The organism is Deefgea chitinilytica, assembly GCF_016881405.1.
GTDB classification, from domain to species: domain Bacteria; phylum Pseudomonadota; class Gammaproteobacteria; order Burkholderiales; family Chitinibacteraceae; genus Deefgea; species Deefgea chitinilytica.
Genome location: NZ_WOFE01000001.1, coordinates 486,088 through 504,409, shown reverse-complemented (window position 1 = coordinate 504,409; position 18,322 = coordinate 486,088). Strand labels below are relative to the sequence as shown.

9 protein-coding genes are annotated in these 18,322 nt (G+C 50.2%); 3 read left to right on the top strand and 6 right to left on the bottom strand.

Going from position 1 to position 18,322, the window contains the following annotated elements; genetic code table 11:
* Window positions 1-28: 28 nt before the first annotated feature.
* The gene (locus GM173_RS02315; protein WP_203569710.1) at window positions 29-523 is read right to left on the bottom strand and encodes a hypothetical protein; all 495 of its coding nucleotides are present in this window, start codon (window positions 521-523) and stop codon (window positions 29-31) included.
* 99 nt (window positions 524-622) lie between these two features.
* Here GM173_RS02315 and GM173_RS02310 point away from each other — a divergent pair, with 99 nt between their 5' ends.
* From GM173_RS02310 to GM173_RS02300, 3 genes are all read left to right on the top strand, one after another.
* Entirely contained in the window at window positions 623-1,411 is a 789-nt protein-coding gene (locus GM173_RS02310) for a pseudouridine synthase (RefSeq protein ID WP_203569709.1), read from the top strand.
* A 769-nt stretch (window positions 1,412-2,180) separates the two neighbouring features.
* Window positions 2,181-3,044, top strand: coding sequence for a PoNe immunity protein domain-containing protein (locus tag GM173_RS02305; RefSeq protein ID WP_203569708.1), 864 nt, complete (start codon window positions 2,181-2,183; stop codon window positions 3,042-3,044).
* A 473-nt stretch (window positions 3,045-3,517) separates the two neighbouring features.
* Entirely contained in the window at window positions 3,518-3,730 is a 213-nt protein-coding gene (locus tag GM173_RS02300; protein WP_203569707.1) for a hypothetical protein, read from the top strand.
* Window positions 3,731-3,791: 61 nt separating this feature from the next.
* On the opposite strand, the gene GM173_RS02295 is transcribed toward GM173_RS02300, so the two are convergent.
* The 5 genes from GM173_RS02295 to GM173_RS02275 form a co-directional block, all read right to left on the bottom strand.
* On the bottom strand, window positions 3,792-6,248 hold the full coding sequence (locus GM173_RS02295; protein ID WP_203569706.1) for a carbohydrate-binding protein: 2,457 nt from the start codon (window positions 6,246-6,248) through the stop codon (window positions 3,792-3,794).
* A gap of 326 nt (window positions 6,249-6,574) precedes the next feature.
* Window positions 6,575-8,341 carry an exodeoxyribonuclease V subunit alpha gene (gene recD / locus GM173_RS02290; protein ID WP_203569705.1) on the bottom strand — a complete coding sequence of 589 codons (1,767 nt, stop codon included), beginning with the start codon at window positions 8,339-8,341 and terminating at the stop codon, window positions 6,575-6,577.
* On the bottom strand, window positions 8,338-12,090 hold the full coding sequence (gene recB / locus GM173_RS02285) for an exodeoxyribonuclease V subunit beta (RefSeq protein WP_203569704.1): 3,753 nt from the start codon (window positions 12,088-12,090) through the stop codon (window positions 8,338-8,340). Before recB ends, recD begins: the two co-directional genes overlap by 4 nt.
* Window positions 12,083-15,463, bottom strand: coding sequence for an exodeoxyribonuclease V subunit gamma (recC, locus tag GM173_RS02280; protein WP_203569703.1), 3,381 nt, complete (start codon window positions 15,461-15,463; stop codon window positions 12,083-12,085). Before recC ends, recB begins: the two co-directional genes overlap by 8 nt.
* A 226-nt stretch (window positions 15,464-15,689) precedes the next feature.
* Window positions 15,690-18,236 carry a DUF1631 family protein gene (locus GM173_RS02275; protein ID WP_203569702.1) on the bottom strand — a complete coding sequence of 849 codons (2,547 nt, stop codon included), beginning with the start codon at window positions 18,234-18,236 and terminating at the stop codon, window positions 15,690-15,692.
* Between the last annotated feature and the right edge of the window lie 86 nt (window positions 18,237-18,322).

The following is an 18,322-nucleotide window of genomic DNA, read 5'->3' as shown; positions in this document are numbered from 1 at the left end:
CTCGGTTTTTTGTTTATTCAACTAAGCTTTATTTAGGCGGAACAAAATCAGCAAAATGCACCGCCAGCTCACCGTCAGGTAAATAAGTCTCCAACCAGCGCATTTCCTGCTTTAAGTGGCGCAGCAACGCCACTACATGCATCGGCTCGGTCTCATTAGCGAACCAATATTCTTTACGCCACACCGCGCCAGGCACATCAAACGCATCGCCGCCGGGATGCAACTCATCTTTGGACGCTGCACGGTGAGAATATCCAGTAAGATGAAGCACACCATCCAAGGGCTGCACCACCTCACTCACTTCAATCACAAATGCTGCCATACCCGGCGATAATTGCTGCAAATTAACGTACACTTGTGGACTTAAATCCAGATTTTTTAAGCTAGCCCGACAGCACTCAGAGCAAGGCAAACTCGTTGCGGCCCAGCTCAAGGTTTGCGAATGATCGTCTGCGCGATCATAAGCATCGCGTAAATGCTCATGCCCGCACGAATAAACAGGTAAACTTTTTACTGACGTCATTCCGCATTCCTCAATCGCCGAACCTAGCAAGTAACGATAGCACAACTCTTACTCAATCAGAAATTTAATTCATTGGCATAATTCAAACTACCGCCCAACATGCTACCCATTTTATTTCAAGACGAACACCTAATTGCTATTCATAAACCGAGCGACCTGCTCGTCCACCGTACCAGCTTAGACGCCTATGAAACGCGCTTTGCCGTGCAATTATTACGCGATCAAATTGGCCAGCATGTTTATCCAGCGCACCGCTTAGATAAAGCAACCTCCGGCGTTTTACTCTTTGGCCTCAACCCCAACGTAGCGCGCACGCTCTCAATGCAATTTACGGCCCGCGAAATTCACAAACAATACCTCGCAATTGTCCGCGGCTGGCCTAGCGAAACGGGTTCTATTGACCATCCTTTAGAACTTAGAAAAGACGATGCCGAACTGTTTGGCGACGAAGTCCCCAAAGGCGCACAAGCAAGCCAAACCGAATTTCGCCGCCTTGCAACGATTGAATTACCATGGACGGTCGACAAATACCCCAGCAGCCGCTACGCCCTCGTCGAACTCAACCCGATTACTGGCCGCCGCCATCAGATACGCCGCCACCTCAAACACATCAGCCACCCGATCATTGGCGACTCGACCTACGGCAAGGGCAACCACAACCGCGCCTTTGCGCAAGCTTTTGGCGTCAATCGCCTACTGCTTGCCTGCCTCAAGATGACTTTTCCTCACCCGATTAGTGGTCAGCGTATGACCGTAAGCGCACCACTGGCGGCAGATTTTTCACGGGTAGTCGCCGAACTGGCTTGGCTTGGCACGCTCACCGACTACAACATCAGCCATGAGCCACCACAAGCCAATCAAAACCGACAGCGGCAAATTTTTGTCTAAGCTAGCGCAAACGGACAGCTGCTCACACCCCCCCATCACAGCGCAATCCAGCGGTCGATGAATGTAACCACTAGCCAAGCCTGCGCTATTGAGCTCAACCTGCATCACCCCGAGATTTGCACAAGGCAGATTCTCCGCGGCATTGTATTGATATGTTGTCGATCACCGCGGGTGGTGAGACGACTAACATTATTCAGTAAAATTATGACAATGTTCAAATTTGGGGTTTTACAGTCGCAATCCGCGACGGGGACTTACTTCTCTTTTCGCTGCGAGAAGTAAGCAAGAAAGGCGACCCGAGCGCGCCCAGCTCCACTGTGAGCCCTGCACCCCGCGTCGCTAAGCGGTAAACCACTAAGCTTTGGCGTCGCCTCGGTCAGTCGTGAGCCAAACGATAAGGCTGTTTGTCTCACTCCTTCGTTCGGTGCGCTTAGACGGGATTTTTAGGCTCCAGCCCGACGAGTGTGGCACAGCATCAAAGCATAATCTAAACATGCCCAGAATTATTACGGGTATATTGCCAAAAGCACCATCAATCAATATCCTGATTGATATACCTAGCAAACCTTAATTTTGATGCAAATAAATCGCGGTCAACGCTGGACTGCGCAGGCTTAGCGCCAGCCTACGGCTTAGCCCAACTTACCGTGTTACGAACATTGCCTGATGGAAATGTGCAAGTTAAAGTGCTTGATGCCAACGGTAAAGTTAAGCTGATTGATACTTCAAAAATTATTTTACCCGGTAAAAATACGTTTGGGACACAATTATGATTCGTTCACCACTTGGTACACAGGCTTATTGGGATAAATGGGTTAAATTTACTCAAGAGGTTATTCAAGAGAAATTTGAACTATTGGGCAAACCTTCAGTTAATCCTTTATATGATCCGCAATATTCATTTGATCTGGCTGTGCAGCATCTGAAGCTCATATTGCGTCAATATTCCCGTGGCGACAATATTATTGAATTGAATTTAAGTTTTAAGGGTTTGCTTGACGCATGGGAGTTGTCGAATAAATTAACCGATGAATTATTTGCCAAAGAAAACATTACAAAATGTCGTGATTGGACTTTTAATCTGAATGATCTTAATCATTATATTTTTTGTTTCTGGTTGATTGGCCTAGCATTGCTACTGGAAATCCCCGATGAGCAATGGCAACGTTTGTTGCGTTTGGTTGGTGGTGAAGGTGAAGGTGAAGATGTATTATTGGATCGCGTTATTGCCACACGCTCACCTGAACGAAAAATAGGCATGAAATTGTGCCAGGATCGGCCTTATCCACGTTTACTTGCTGCGATCAAAGCGCCCCAAGAACAGCAGGCAGGCCTACTCTATGATTTTGTTGATCATTGGTATTCAGAGCTGAATCGGCATGGAAAACAACAGCCTTATTGGTATGAATATGGCAATCCTGATTTTGCGCCATTTGAGGGGGGGCTTTATTTTGGGCGTTGGTGTATTGAAGCGGCGGTAGTGGCTAAAGTTTTTGGGATCAATGACAGCTTATGTCTTGGACATGAGCATTACCCAGGTGATTTATTGCGACCAGATGAGCCAAGCACTCACCGTGCTCGAATAGAGCCTGAAACAAAGAAAAGTTGGTTGGCAAGACTATGTGGTCGCTAAACGCTTTGTGGTTGTTTTTGGTGAATCAACTCTAAGCTGTCCAAGCCCAGCCAAGCCAAGTAGGCCGTGTTTTATAGGGCGTAGTTCGCTTGTGAACCTACGCTGACTGGCGCTTCAACACTAAACCAGCTTATTTTTCCTGTCACTGAATATTAAACCTGTGTACTGCGGGTTACGCCTTCAGCTAAGCCACACTACGATTGCGCCATTCTTCAGTTAAATGGGTTTGCTTATTTGATGGTGATTGTTGGTATAAGGCTACATCCATTTAATGCAATTGATCTTCATTTATATACTCTGCAATACGTGTAATAAGGCACTGTCCTGCAAATCGTTCCAACGTTGATGACAATCTGAGTATTGAAAGCCTGCAAGACACCAGCAAATACGACAGCCAACAAAAATCCATCGGCGGCAGTATTTCAGTCGGGGCGGGTAAAGTCAGCGGCAGCTTGAATGCTGGCCGCGACAAAATGCACGCCGATTACGCCGCCGTGAACGAGCAAAGCGGACTAAATGCTGGCGACGGCGGATTCAACATCACTGTCAAAGGCAATATCGATCTGAAAGGCGCGGTAGCAACCAGCAGCGCAGATGAAAGCAAAAACCAGCTCACCACGGGTGGCCTCACCGCAGCACGACAACTAAATCAACTGATTTTCCAATTACATATCGTAAGAATATGAATCAGTATCTACAACTAATGTTTATATAAAAACAAACCCCGAGTTCCCTCGGGGTTTGGTATTACTTCTTACTTAGAAATGCTGGCGGTGTTTCAACTGAGACTTGGCTTTCGGTTTCTAGCAAGCGGATATTTTGTCGTGAATTGAGTTCTGTTTCGCTACTGCTTCTAAACACTGAGTAAATACTTACGTTAAACGCCAATTGGATATGAGTCCAATCGTCATAATCACTCAATGCCGTATCGCTAACACCGTCATCATTCACATCGCGCGACACACTAGCTTCTAACTGCCCATTGTAATTCCAATCGGCATACGCGCCAGCTTTCACGCCACGGCCTATCATTTTGGCTTCGTCCAAACTCCATTCGTTCAAAGCAATACTCTTACCGTCTGAATAATCAATCACAAATCGATTACTGCACGGACCATCGAGTAAATCGCACACGCCATAGGTATTTGCGGCTCGACCCGGGGTGGCGCGGCCCATACTGTTTTGGCGGTAATAAATTCGCTCATTGATGTCGGTCGGGTCGCTCGGTACGCCATTGAGTTGATAGTCGTAATTCATCACGCTCAAGTAGTTGGGCTTGTTATTTTTATCGTCATTGCCGCCGTGAAGCAAACCCAGATTGTGCCCAAGCTCATGCATAATCGTGCCAGCTTGATAATTGATCAATGTATACAGCGCATTCGCACTGCTGCTATTGAGCCCCCACAAACCCAGCGTGACAATAAAATCATTCCCATTGATCTCGCCCAATCCAGACGAGCCGCCATAGCCATTGCTATTTTGCGTTGAGCCCATCAAGGCGTAATGCGCAACCAAACGACGGCGAACGTCCATGCTGTCATTTTTATAATCCATCGCATTGGCGCAATCGGCATTTTTATACAAGCTGACACAACGCGCGTAAGGAACTTCTTTTGCGCTCCCCAAATTAAAGTCGGCAGCGCTCAACACGGGGCTATATAACTGCCCCACGTCGATCAACAGATCAATCCCTTTGCGATTAAACGCCGCACGCACTAATTGCAAGGCCTCTTTGCGTGGCTTGATTCCTTCGTCATTACTGCTTTGCATCCAATCGAGGTGAACCAGAATCGTCGGTCGGCCTGCGCGAGCCCCCATCGCATACAAATCCAAACCCGCATAAGTGCCGCCTGGTTTTTTGGCACTCGTTGGAATCCCGTCTCGATCTTCATCGCGGGCATCGATATCGACGTCATTACGCCCCGCTGGCGTGCCAAATGGCACTAAACGCCAATCAGCGGCACTATGACTATCGCTCGTTTGCGTGTAGTAACGCACTAAAGCGTAGCTGCCCGTGCCGCTTAGCGCAGCAGCGGCCCCGCCTTGCCATGCATTCGCGCTGATTGTTGGGCTGTTGTTATTGCCAAATTTGACGAAATCCAGCGTCTGGTTATTGCGAATCAACTCAATCGAGCCATCCGCCCCCCAAATCGGCCAATCTTGATAGTTACCGATATATTGTATTTGCGCGGTTTTTTTCGGGGCTACGGCTTCGGTGTTCGCAGCCACCACCAAATAAGACTTAGCCTCAATCGTGCCGCTAAGCGGATAGGTACTGAGTGCATTGAGTGGTTTACTCTGGATTCGTACGCTCACGTCGTTCAAAGTGATCGCTTGACTAGTCGGGTTGTAAATCTCAAACCAACTTCCTTGTCCAATCGTGTCTGCTGCGACCTCGTTAATCACCAAATGATCCAAACCAACAGGGGGCGTCGTCGCTTGCGGCGTTGCTGTCACAGTCGGAGTAACACTTGGCGTAATAACAGGCGTCGCAGAAGGGACTATCGATGTGGTTGGCGTTGGTTTCACTGTTGCTGTTGGTACAGGGCTTGAATTACTGCACTCAGCGAGTTTTTGCCATGGTTTGGCGTCACCGGAATTGAGCGCTGGATCTTCACCCATCGTCCACCATTTTGCTTGATAAACGATACCCTGACGCAACACCTTCGCGCCCCCCACATATGCAATTGCTGCATCCCATAAGGCAGCGCAGCCACTGACGGGCAAGGTTGCGATGGGGCTTGGTGACGGTGTTGCAGTTGGCGTAGCGCTGGGTACCGATGTCGGCGTTGGCGTCAATGTTGGCTTTGGCGTACTCGTGGCGGAAACGGTAGGAATCGGTGTCGCCGTGAGCACAGGCGTTGGCGTCATCACTGGGGTATTGCTCGGTGATGCCGTGGCGGTCACGGTTGGCGTAGCAGTTGGCGTCACTTGTGGCGCACGCGTTGGGCTTGGGGTCGCGGTGGCGGTGCTAGCGCACACACCGACCAAAGCCCAGACTTGCCCTGAGGCAGAATTAAGCAGAGGGTTTTCACCCAAAGTCCACCATTTAGCACGGTATGTATTGCCCTGCAGCACCACAGTTTGCCCGGCGGTATATACCTGTGCAGTTGACCACGAATCGGCACACGTCGCTGCCGCCGTCATCGACGCAACCCCCATCAGCAAGGCCAGCGAGCCCAGCGCTATTTTATTTAATTTCATCTTTCTTTGATTACCCGATATCCAATAGAAAGCCTGACTAACATAGTCAAACATTCAGCAGATAATCTCATACGGGTTATCACGTACTCAATCATTTCCTTACTACAAATTAATAAATAAATTTACACTTCGTAATAATTATTTCACATCCAACTGATTGATATATCGCCCACACTCAAGACAAGCAATGAGGGTATAACGCCGAATCAATTCATTCCAGAAACGTACAGCGAAATCCCCACAAGTACAGCCTCTCCCCCCGACTCGCCTCAACAGCACATAGGCGAGAGTTCAGTGCCTTCCCCAAAGTGATTTCACAAGCAGCGCTAGCCAAGCTGCAAGCGCTGCGCCAAACCCGATTGTCGCACCACTCCTTTGCGGCTGGCGCTGGCAATCACCGATTCTTCTCCCCACAAACTGACTTTGTTTCGCGCTCGGGTAATCGCGGTGTACACCAATTCACGACTCAGCAAACTGCCTGCGCCGTCAGCTGGGCTCGGTAATAGCAATAAAACATGGCCAAACTCAGAACCTTGCGATTTATGCACCGTCATCGCAAACGCCGTTTCCACCGCAGGCAAGCGCGCTGGCGCAATCGCGCGCGTACCGCCCTCTGCAGCCGGAAAATACACCCACAACTTGCCAGTCTCATCAGGCAAAGTCAGGCCAATATCACCGTTGTATAGTTCTAAGTCATATAGGTTTTGTGGCACTAGCACAGGCCTGCCGGTATACCAAACTTGATCGCTACTGCGCCAACCTCGCTTGACCAACTGCGCTTCAATCACGGCATTCACCCGCGACACACTGGCGGCGCCGTTACGAATAGGGCTTAATACCCGAAATGCATCAAAAGCTTTGAATGTTTCATTGGCATCGGCCTTGCGAGCAAGGGCTGCAAAATACGCGTCAAAGCCTTGCATAATCGGTGCAATCAGGTCTTGCTGAGCCGGATTGCCGTTGTACCACGTTAGTGGTGTGCTCTCAGCAGGACTACTGCTGGCAAGCAGCTCGCTAAGCTTGCGCAATTCCCCTCGATTGATTGCTCGCGCCAATTCGCCAATCACGCCCGAAAATCGATAGCTTTTGTGCAAAGTCATCACATGATCACCAAGGCGCGACTCTGAAAAACCAGCCGTGATGTTTTGTCCGGTAATGCGCGACAACTGCGCGGCAAATTGTGGTGACAGGCCAGCCCCAGCACAGACATCGCCCATCACAGCACCCGCCTCGACCGACGACAATTGATCTTTATCACCGAGCAAAATCAAACGCCCATGCGGAGGGAGCGCATCGACCAATTTACTCATCAACGCCAAATCAATCATCGATGCTTCATCCAGCACCAGCACATCCAGCACCAGAGGCTGCGTAGCGGTATGTTTAAATTGCACTGAGTTAAAGCGACTACCGAGCAAACGATGCAAAGTCACTGCAGTATCCGGAATGCACGCAGCGACATCGCTCGATAAAACGCCGTTGGCCAATAACTCTGCTTTCCCTTTGCCGATGGCTTCTTGCATCCGCATCGCGGCTTTGCCCGTCGGCGCAGCCAATCCAATCTGCAACGGTGCCGTAGCCGTCATTTGCAGCAAAGCCAGCAACTTCACCAAAGTCGTGGTTTTACCCGTGCCGGGGCCGCCACTGATCACCGTCAAACGCTGATGCAGCGCCGCAGCAACGGCGACTTGCTGCCAATCTGGGTTTTCTTTACTGGTCGCAAACAAGGCCGCCAGCTGCATTTTGATCTCTGCTTCATCCGGCACAGCCACCTGATCTGCTGCCAGCGCCAATAATTGCTCCGCAAGACGCGACTCATACTGATGGTAGCGCGCCAGATACAACCGTTGTTGCGACGCAATCAAAGGGGTAAAACTCCCTGCCTCGCCGACTAAACCACTATCCAACCACGCAGCAAGGTTCGTCGCTGCAGGAATCGCCACACATACATCGCCGCGCTCGGACGCTTTAGCCAATTCCCCCGCCAAACCAAATAAATCAGCGGGCGCGTCAGGATTTTTCCGATGTAGCAATTGCACTAAGGCACTAGAAAAATCAATCACGGGGGCTGAAACTGCTAATATATCGCTCATTGTTCAGCTCCTAATCCCAGTGTTGCATTTAAGGCCTCAATCAACTCCAAGCTAGGTATATCCTGGAAAACACCGCAATTTATTGATTTTGACGACATACCCCGAATAAATAAATACAAGACTCCACCAAAATCTCGCTGATAATCGTAGGCCGCGCCCAGCCGCGCTTGCATATGCCGATGCCAAGCGCAGACATACAGCAAATACTGCAAGTAGTAGTGCGAATCGCTGATCACGTCGATCAATTGCTCGGGTGCGTAACACCCCAAATCATCACCCAAATGGTTCGATTTATAATCAGCGATAAAGTATTGCCCTTGCCAAAAGAACACCAAATCGACAAAACCATTCAAATAACCGGCAAATATCTCCGGTTTTAAACGCTGCGCGGCAGCGATAAAACTCGGCTCGACATTAAATTCGGGCTTGGCCAACACACGGCAAAACGCCGCGACATCAATCGATTTGCAGCCGAGCAAAAACTGCCATTCATTCAGTCTTTGCCGCGTGCTTAATTGATTCAGTTGCAACACGCCCTTCGATGTACCCTGCTCTAACTCAGTCCGCAATTCAATCGGCGCAGCCAGCACATCGAGCAACCATTCGGCCGTTTCACTAGCAGTCGTGTCACTCAGCGGCAAACCGGATTTGAGCATTTGTTTTTCAACGTTCGAGGCCAGCAACGCTGCATCACCACGACTAAAATCCTCTGTTTCTAGCACGGCATGCAAGGTCGTACCGGCCTTACTGCCACGCGCAAAACTAAAGCGCATCTGATCGACAGTCGCGGCATCCTGCAAATTGGGCAGCGTCGTGTGTGCATCGTGATCAGCGCCGACCTCGGCCAGCGCTTCGTTCGCGCCATACGCACGCGTTAGCGAAGTAAAACTTGCCAAACGCCATTGCGCCGCCAAACTCCACGGCGCTTGCGCAAAGCGTGGCGACAATCGGCCAAGTTGCAAATCGGCACTGCTACTGAGTTGCCCTTGATAATGCTGCGATGCTGGCAAATCACTCACCGTCAACGGCGCAGACATTGATTGCCCCAAGCGCACAAAAGCGGCGGTGATTTGTGCGATACCCAAGTCTTTCAGCTGGCTACGGAAAGACACGCCAGCCTCATCGCGCAACAATTGCGTCAGCGGTGCGTTTTTGACGACCGGTGAGGCTTTATCCAAAGCAGGAAAAGCCAAGTACAAACGATGCTTGGCGCGCGTCACTGCGACATAGAGCAAACGTACTGCTTCGGCATAGGCTTCATGCTCTGCCTGCGCTTTATGCGCTTCAAGCTCACTCGTTCCGACATCGATTTTCAATACATGCCCATTATCCGGATCGTGAAATGCCAACATATCGGTATCTCGGAGCAAGGCCTTCTTGCCCTTCCATGCAAATGGGCAAAACACCACCGGATATTCCAAACCTTTGGACGCATGAATCGTCACCAAACGCACTCGATCGGCATCACTTTCCAAGCGCATTTGCTGGCTTTCTGAACTCTGGTTTGGCTCTGCGACTTGGCGGCTCAACCAGGCCAGCAAGAGCGCCGGGCTAGGCCGAGCGCGCGATTCGTTTTGAATCAATTCCGCCACATGCAATAAATTAGTCAGGCGGCGCTCACCATCGGCAAATTGCAAAACTCGGCTGCTAATGTCCGCCTCGACTAACCAACGCCGAAACATCGCCATAAAGCCAAATTTTCGCCACTCATCTCGCCACGTTTGCAGGTTTTCCACTTCACGTTGCCACGCTGCATCATCCAATTGCAGCGCCATTAATTGCGCCACGCTCAAGCCCATTACCGAACTCACTAAGGCTTTGCGCAATAATCCAGTCTGCGCAGGGGCCTCAATCGCCGCCAACACCGCGCATAGACCTTGTGCTTCACTAGAAGCAAACACGCTTTCCCGCGTTTGCATCACGGCGGCGATACCGCGTTTGAGGAGCGCCTTGCGCATCTCATTGGCTTGTCGGTGACTGGGCACTAAAACGGCAATATCCCGCGGGCTCAGTGCTCGTTCACCCAAGCTGGCCTTACCGTCATTGGCCGCATTCAGTAGCGCAGCGATTTCATCCGCTGTGGCAGCAAACAGCATTTTTTCGGCATTTTCTGGATTACCGCCGTCAAACACAAAGGCATGTACCGAGCCTCGTGCATCGGCACAGCGCAATTTCGACGCACCGCTATGCTTGGGGTTGATCGTTGGATGCGTGATTTTGCTTTCAACAAAAGCGTCTTTGGGCGCAAATAAGGCATTCACAAACTGCACAATCGGCGCATCAGAGCGAAAGTTGGTATCAATCGAGTAACAAGCATCCGCTTGTGCGCGAGCGCCCAAATACGCGTATACATCCGCACCGCGAAACGCGTAAATTGCCTGTTTCGGGTCGCCCACCATAAAAAACGGCGGGAGCGTGCCATCACTTAAAACCTGCCCAAACAAGCGATCAATAATCGCAAATTGCACCGGATCGGTATCTTGAAACTCATCGACCAAGGCCGCTTGGTATTTTTGACTGACCTTGTCGGCTAGGTTTTGCGCCCGAACTGGATTTTGTAAGGCTTGCGCCAAAGCGGTGATGCTGTCATCAAACGACATTTGCCCCGCTTTGGCTTTGCGTTGCGCCAATTGCTCGCGCACAAAGTCGCCAAACTGCAGCAACCAGTGTTTTAAGCGCAAATCGAAATCAGCAGCCATACTCTGCGCGTTCAAAAAAAGCTGCTCAGCGGCGACAAAAAATTTATGCTTTGGTACGACCGACTTAAAATCTTTCTTCACCATTTTTTCTAAATGGCTTTGGGTCAGTTTGTCCCATTCCTTAAATAGCCCCACACTAGGCGTACTCGATAGCAGCAAGCGATTAGCCTGAGCCAAGCAATCCTGCCATTTCTCAACGGTCAGCCGGTAAGTGCCAGAGAAAATCCCTCCCGCCAATGCATTGAGCAACAAGGCACTGATTTCTGCTTGATCCCAGCATTTTTGACATTCAGACCACAACTGAGCGTATCGCTGTGCTTGCGCTTGGAGATATTCATCCGATGGTAAGGGAGGAAGCGGCAAGAAATCGGACGGATTGCGGCTTTTACTCAGCGCGGCACGTTGCAACAAAGAGTCAACGCTGATTTTTTTACTGCGCAAATACGCGACCCACGCCGGATCAGCGTGATAAAGCTGAGAGCGCCAGAAATCCTGTGTGATTTCAGTCAGTAATTCACTTTCATCCTCCAGCAAACTACGATCAAAATCAAAGCCAGCCTCAAACGCTTGCTCGGTCAGTAGTCGCTGACAAAAACTGTGAATTGTTGAAATCGCAGCACAATCGAGCGTCGCCAAAGCCAAACGCAATTGCGCCAACAGCGGCGCGGGATCAAGCTGCTCATCAATGACGCGCGACCACACATCGGCACAAAACGGCTCCGCAGCACCGTTCACAATCACGGGTGCTTGCTCAACAAAGGTTTGCGTCAATTGCGCGAGGCGCAAACGAATTCGGTCTTTCAATTCGGCAGTTGCAGCCTTGGTAAACGTCACGACTAAAATTTGCTCGGGGAGTAATCCCTTCTGAGCGTTATAGGATGGTGCTCCCGGCGCAATACTCGCCCCCAAAACCAAGCGTGCATATAAGCCCGTGATATTGAAAGTTTTGCCTGTTCCTGCGGAAGCTTCTATTAAGTTACGGCCAGCGAGCGGTACATCATGCACCAAGAGTAGCGCATATTGCGTATGCAGATGTTGAACTTCACTCATGGTTTTCTCCATCGAGCAATGCCATATCACGGCTTAAATCATGATCGATCACAGCAGCCAGCATCGGCAGCACAATGCGCTCGGCCCATGCGACAAATACATCGCGCTCTGCACGCCCTTCCTCCAACGGATCTTCCGGCCACAACAGTTGATTTTGCACCTCACCCCATTCGCCAGGCGTCATACTTTGAGTCTTGGCACTAAAACTCGGTAACCAGCGCCCCATGGCGTCTTTCCAGCGCTCTTCTCCATTTTCAGCTTTGCCCCACGCCAAGGCAGCATGCGGGAAAAACGGCAGCGGAGCACACATCGCCGCTTCATACAAAGCCACGACTTCGCTCAAATGAGCTGCAGCATCTGCAGCAGTGAGTGGCGCAAAAATAAATACCCGCTCTGGCGACAGCCAACGCGTATTGAGTACCATGCCCGCTGGCTGCATGACGCACAAAGCCAAATGCTCAACCCATGCCCGAAATACATCGCGTGGATAAATTTGGCTTTTCACCACAATTCGACCACGCACAAAACATTCGTCCAACCAGCCGGTGACCCGAAGCTGGGGCAAGGCAATATCAACCACCTGTGGCGGAAAAGCCTCGCCACGCCGATAGCGCGGCAAGGCCTCCCGCAACTGATTGGCTACGTGCAATTGCTCTTTAACCAACAATTGCCCCGGCATACCCAGTGGGGTATCACCTCGTGCAAAAGCTAAATCAAGCGCCTGATAACCATACTGCAAGCCCAACTCGCGAATCCGCACGTCACGGAAATCACTCAAATCAAACGCTTCATCGTCGAGCAAGTGCCCATCCGCTTCTTTCAGATGCAAATGCGCGCGGTGGTGTAAGAAATACGCTGCCGGTTTAGCCAAACATTGCGCCAATTCCTCTAAGCGTAATTCGCTGGGTAAGGAATAAGGTGGATAGCTAACCGCTGCCACCGGATCATTTGCTGCTGCCGTCGCAATCTTGAGTGCCGCCGCTTGCCACAATGGATTAAATGACTGCACACGTGTATCGCTAGCAAAACATTGCTGGCTAAAGGGCTGCAATGGATACTCTACAATTAGGTGTTTTAATAGGTTTTCGCGGCGCACTTCGAGCGACGCGTCCAAATCCCCTTCCAGCAAAAAGCCCTGTGCGATGCAGTCAAGCACATCGCTCACCAAAACCGAAGGAGGAAAATGCGCATCGTCTTTCAAACTGCGCCCCACCCACGATAGGTACAGTTTTTCTCTTGCCGCTAAAATAATATCGAGGAATAAATAGCGATCATCCAATCGCCGCGAGCGATCACCGAGCAAAGGTTTTTGCACGATCAAATCAAAGCCAGCCGTCGGTGGATTACGCGGAAAATCGGATTCGTTTAAGCCCAGCACAGCGATCACCCGAAACGGTAAACCGCGCATCGGCACCATTGTGCAAAACGTGACGCCCCGTGACATAAAGCCAGAGCCACGGCTGGAGTTTTCAAAATGACGGCTCAGCCAATCAACAATCACCTCGCGCGGTGCGGTTTCTGTAAAACCAGCCAGCTCAGCCTCATCGGCGAGCGTCGCCAAAGTACTGCGAATGACTTCAGCCAGTTTTAATTCAACATCGTCTTGCTCATCAAACAAAATGAAGGCATCCAGCACTTGCAAAGCAGCATCGCGCCACTGAGCCAAAGTGCGCTCGCGCTGCAACTCGGTGCGCCAGAATTTCAGTGCGGCAATCAATGACAGCAACTTCGCCAACAAAGCCGCTTGCGAGCCTTCTAAATCATCCCATGGCGCAATCGCATCTGCACCTTCGCCCCACAACGGGATCGCATCGCCCGCCAAAGCATTGGGCAAAGCCACGCCCAGTAATAAGCGATCCAAGCCCGCTTGCCAGGTATTGGTCGCTCCCATATCGGCCAAATCAAATTCGGCCCGATGCGCGGCATCCAAGCCCCAGCGGATATTGGCCGATTCAATCCAATGCCTGAGGGTGACTAAATCAGTCGTTTGAATACCAAAACGCGCAGCAACTTGTGGCGTTTCGAGCAAGCTATACACCTCATCCGCCTTGCAGCGACTTTCAGGCAGCTTGAGCAAATTGAGCAATACATCGACCGCAGGGCATTCTTGTTGCGTTGTTAAATCCGCAATATTAAATGGAATATTTGGCGCACCCGATGCTTTTGCACCGCCAAACACCGCTTCAATGAGCGGCGCGTACGGCCCCATATCGGGCAGCAGTACGGCGATTTCCGAGGCGAGTAAAGTGTCATCGGCCACCAGCATCGCGGTCAGTTGATCGTGCAAAATCTCCACTTCACGCATCGCACTGTGCGCGTTGTGAAAGGTCAGCGATTGATCGTTTTTAGCGATCACTTGGGCGCTGCCCGCATCGCGGTTAAATAGATTAAGCACATCCGATTGCAGCATTTGCAATAAGCTCGGATTAGGATTGCCCTCTAGTGGGTCGGTAAACAACCATTGCTCGCCACCGCCCGTCCACGGAAATGCTTCGGTTACCGCACGAAAGAAATCCCGCCCCGCCTTACCCATAGACGCCAACAGCGGGTGACCAATGTCTAAATAGAGTGATTCTTGCGGCTGCTTGGCCTCGCGCAACGCTTTCGTTTTTGGGCTAACAATCGCACCCCATTCTTCGCGACAGGGGTTGAGTAAAAACAAATTAACATCGATATGCTCAGACAATGCGCCCAATACATCGATATACGCTGGCGGCATCCCGGCAACGCCAAAAACAGTAATTCGCTCGGGCAAACGGCTGGGACCAGACAATTGCCATTGCTGAAACAATCGCACAAACATATCCGCACGATGCGGAACTTCAGCTGCAGAATAGTCAGCATCAATACTGGCACGCACTTCACGCCAAAGCGTCGCCTGCCAAGCTTCATCGGGGCCTAAATCCAATAAATGCCCCGCTTCCCAAGCGGCAATCCAATCGCTGCGAAACACCAGATATTGATCGAATACATCGGCGAGTTTCCCTGCCAAAGCCATGCGGCGCCGCGCATCCCCTTCGCGTAAATACGCCGCCACAATCGGGCTGGCATGTTGTGCTTGGGAATGAGGCAATAAACCAAACAATCGCCACGCTAAAGGGCTAGAACTGTAGGGTGACTCGGCTTGCAAATGCGGCATCGCGTCTTTCAGTAAGGACCACACAAAACTCGCTGGCAACTGAAAATCAATCCCTGCACAAATACCGACGCGATCCGCGAGCTTGAAACGCAGCCAGCGCTCCATCCCTTTGCTAGAGACGATGATTTTCTCACTAGCAAACGGATCACTCAGCGCAACGCCGTACAAGGCTTGCAGCAATTCAAACAGATTTTCGAGGCGATTGGACTGATAGATATTGAGGCGACTAGACATGCGAAAACCGAAATAAATGGCGTCGCTTATTCTACCCTCTAAACTGACTTACATTGTAGGAATCAATTCAATTCCAACTGCAGACAATACAGCACCCGAATAGGCGCTGCATGCTGTGGCGCTGAATACACTGAATAAAAAAACGCCTTCAGGCAAGCAATATCTACGGGGTATATCATTAAAGCCTTTACTAAAAAATAACCTTAAAGCAATACCCTATTGAAAATTAGGCCGCAACGGTTTCTCTTTGCACCAAATCATCCGCTGAGCGCAATAAATCAACCATCGCGCGATCAAACAGTTGCGACTCTTCCAAAAAGCGAACGCGGTCGCGGGCAAACAAACGGCGAAAAGCACGTAAACTGAGCACCGATGGCTCTTCATGCCCTTCTACCAATAAAACAATCGCGTTTTGATTAGCCTGAGTCCAGCTTAACTGTGCCACTTGTGGCGTGCCGTTAATATTAATTTCAACACCAACGCCATTTGCCAATTGCTGCACAAACGCTGAATTATCATTCGCGCTTTGTTGTAAGACTTCCGCTGGTGTTTCTAAGCCCAACTCGGCTTCGATGATTTGATCGATCAAATTCAGCTTATTTTCTAAAGCGCCGATGGCTTCTTCAATAAAGATCGGATTTAACGGCGCTCTGTCCTCAAGCTCCGATGGCTTATCGGTATACGCCGCTAGCATAAAATCGCGAAATTCTTCATGAATCATCGACAGTGGCGGCGGCGGCGCGCTCAAATCTGCGGCTCCAGCGCGCATCGCCAAACGGTGCGCATCAACCAAGTGCGAATTGAGTTCCTGAATTTGCTCTGGCTGCCATTGCAAACTGAATACGCCTTCGCGCAGGGTTGACACCATACTGGGGATCAAACCCAGCAAAATTTTGCATTCTTCACGATCAACTTTCGGCGCTAAACTCCAAATCAAATCGGGCACCACCAAACGATAACGCTGCTCTTTCGCGGGGTTTTCCCGCCCGGCCAACTCAATCGCCCTCGCCCAACTCGTCACCAGAAAATCGTGCAAATACGGCTCAATCGTATAGGGCGACAAGGCATCTGAAATCATCGCGGTAATACGAGCAAAGTGCAAAGTGCGCTGTTTTGCCGTGTCGAGAACCTGAGCCGCCGTACTGGCCATTTTTTCACAGTGCGCTAACTCATTGGCAACCCAAGCATCCAATTCATCGAGCATCAGCGTGAATAAATGCAGATCTTCGGTTTCATCGGCCAAAATAATCGCCACAATCCGGCAGATTTCCGCATTCACTCGCTTAGCGCTATCGCTATTTTGCTGCATGCTCAACGAGATGGAGCCGATTCGATTCACCAACATTCGCGCAGGATGCGTTTTTCTGGCAAATAAATTCGGGTCTTGCAATGCAATTTTGAGTACTAAAAATTGCAATCGCCCCAACTGAGCGCGCACCTCGGCGGGGACTTTGGCATCGCGCAAAATAAACTCAAACAGCATCGCGACGACATCAATCGTCATCGATTCATCAACATCCGCAGCAACCTCATTCAATTGCTGACGCTGCTCCAGAATCAAATTGCGAATCTTGCCGTCTTCGCCCCACATCCCTTCAGTGCTGGGCGTTGAAATTTGCAATAAATTGTGAACCGAATGCGCTAAAGGTGCGCTCACTTGGCGGATTGGATGAGGCACTGGCTCACTATCAAATGGCGCATCAACCGCGCCCATTTTTGACATACTATTGCCAGTAAAGAAATGCTTTAATGAGCGCCCTGCGTTTTTGACATCATTGAGCCACGATTTCGTCGCCCCTCGCGCAACGTCAGGCGCCCCTGCCACAGCTGAATGGCCTAAATCACGTTCCACAGCTCGATCACTGGCCACGCCAGCACCGATCGACTGCACATAATCGAGCAACTGATCTTCTGAACGATGCATTCTTTGCGAAAAAGAGCCATCGGAGCGTGCAGACGGCGCAGTATACTGCGCATAGTGTGAGAATAAATCTGGCGCAAACTCAGTTGCGTCTGAATGCTGATTCAGATTGGCTGCGCCATCGACCAATCCGCCTTCCAATTGCGGCTCACTCGCCTCCATCCGCTGGCTGAACTGAGACAAATCAGGCTGTTTTCTTACTTTCAACTGCAATTGCGCCGCAATACCATGGCTCGCCAGTAAACTATTCAGCGCTTCATACATGGGGGCGATGTGGGGGCACATTGATTCAGTGAACTGCCCAAGCAATACGGGAAACAAAGCGTGATCTTCAACGGTTTCTTCTAAGGCCGTCGCAAATGCGCGCGAAATTACATAGGTACGAAAAGGATTTTCACGTTCTTTAATCACGTCTTGCTCAAACAATAGAGCGATTCGAATATTTAAATCTCGAATCGATTCTTCTGCCTCTTGACGAAAACGAACGGTAATTTGATCAATATGCAATTCTTCTTCAAACGATGCTGACTCCACCAGCGACAAACCTGCCGCGCCAATCCCATCAAAAAAAGAAGGTCGAAAATTGCTGTAGGCGGTTTGAAAACTACGATGAACCAGCTGCTCTATCGTCTTGACTAAATGTTGCTCAAGCACAGCGCTATGACTCATCACAAACTGACGTGCTTCCAAAAACTGGCGCTGCTCAACCATAGAGCTAGCTCGATCCGCTTTACTAAATAACTGTGCCAAGGCGTGCTCCAACACGGGAGCAATTCTGTGATTAAATTCAGAAAGAAATACAGAGCGCGTTGCAATTAGTAAATCGTTGCGATCCATTTTGGTAGCTGCCATGAAATAAGCTCAAATCCTATTAATTTGCTTGTTTAAAATAATGCCAAATAAATCTTTTGGATTTTAACATCGTTTCCTTACAAACA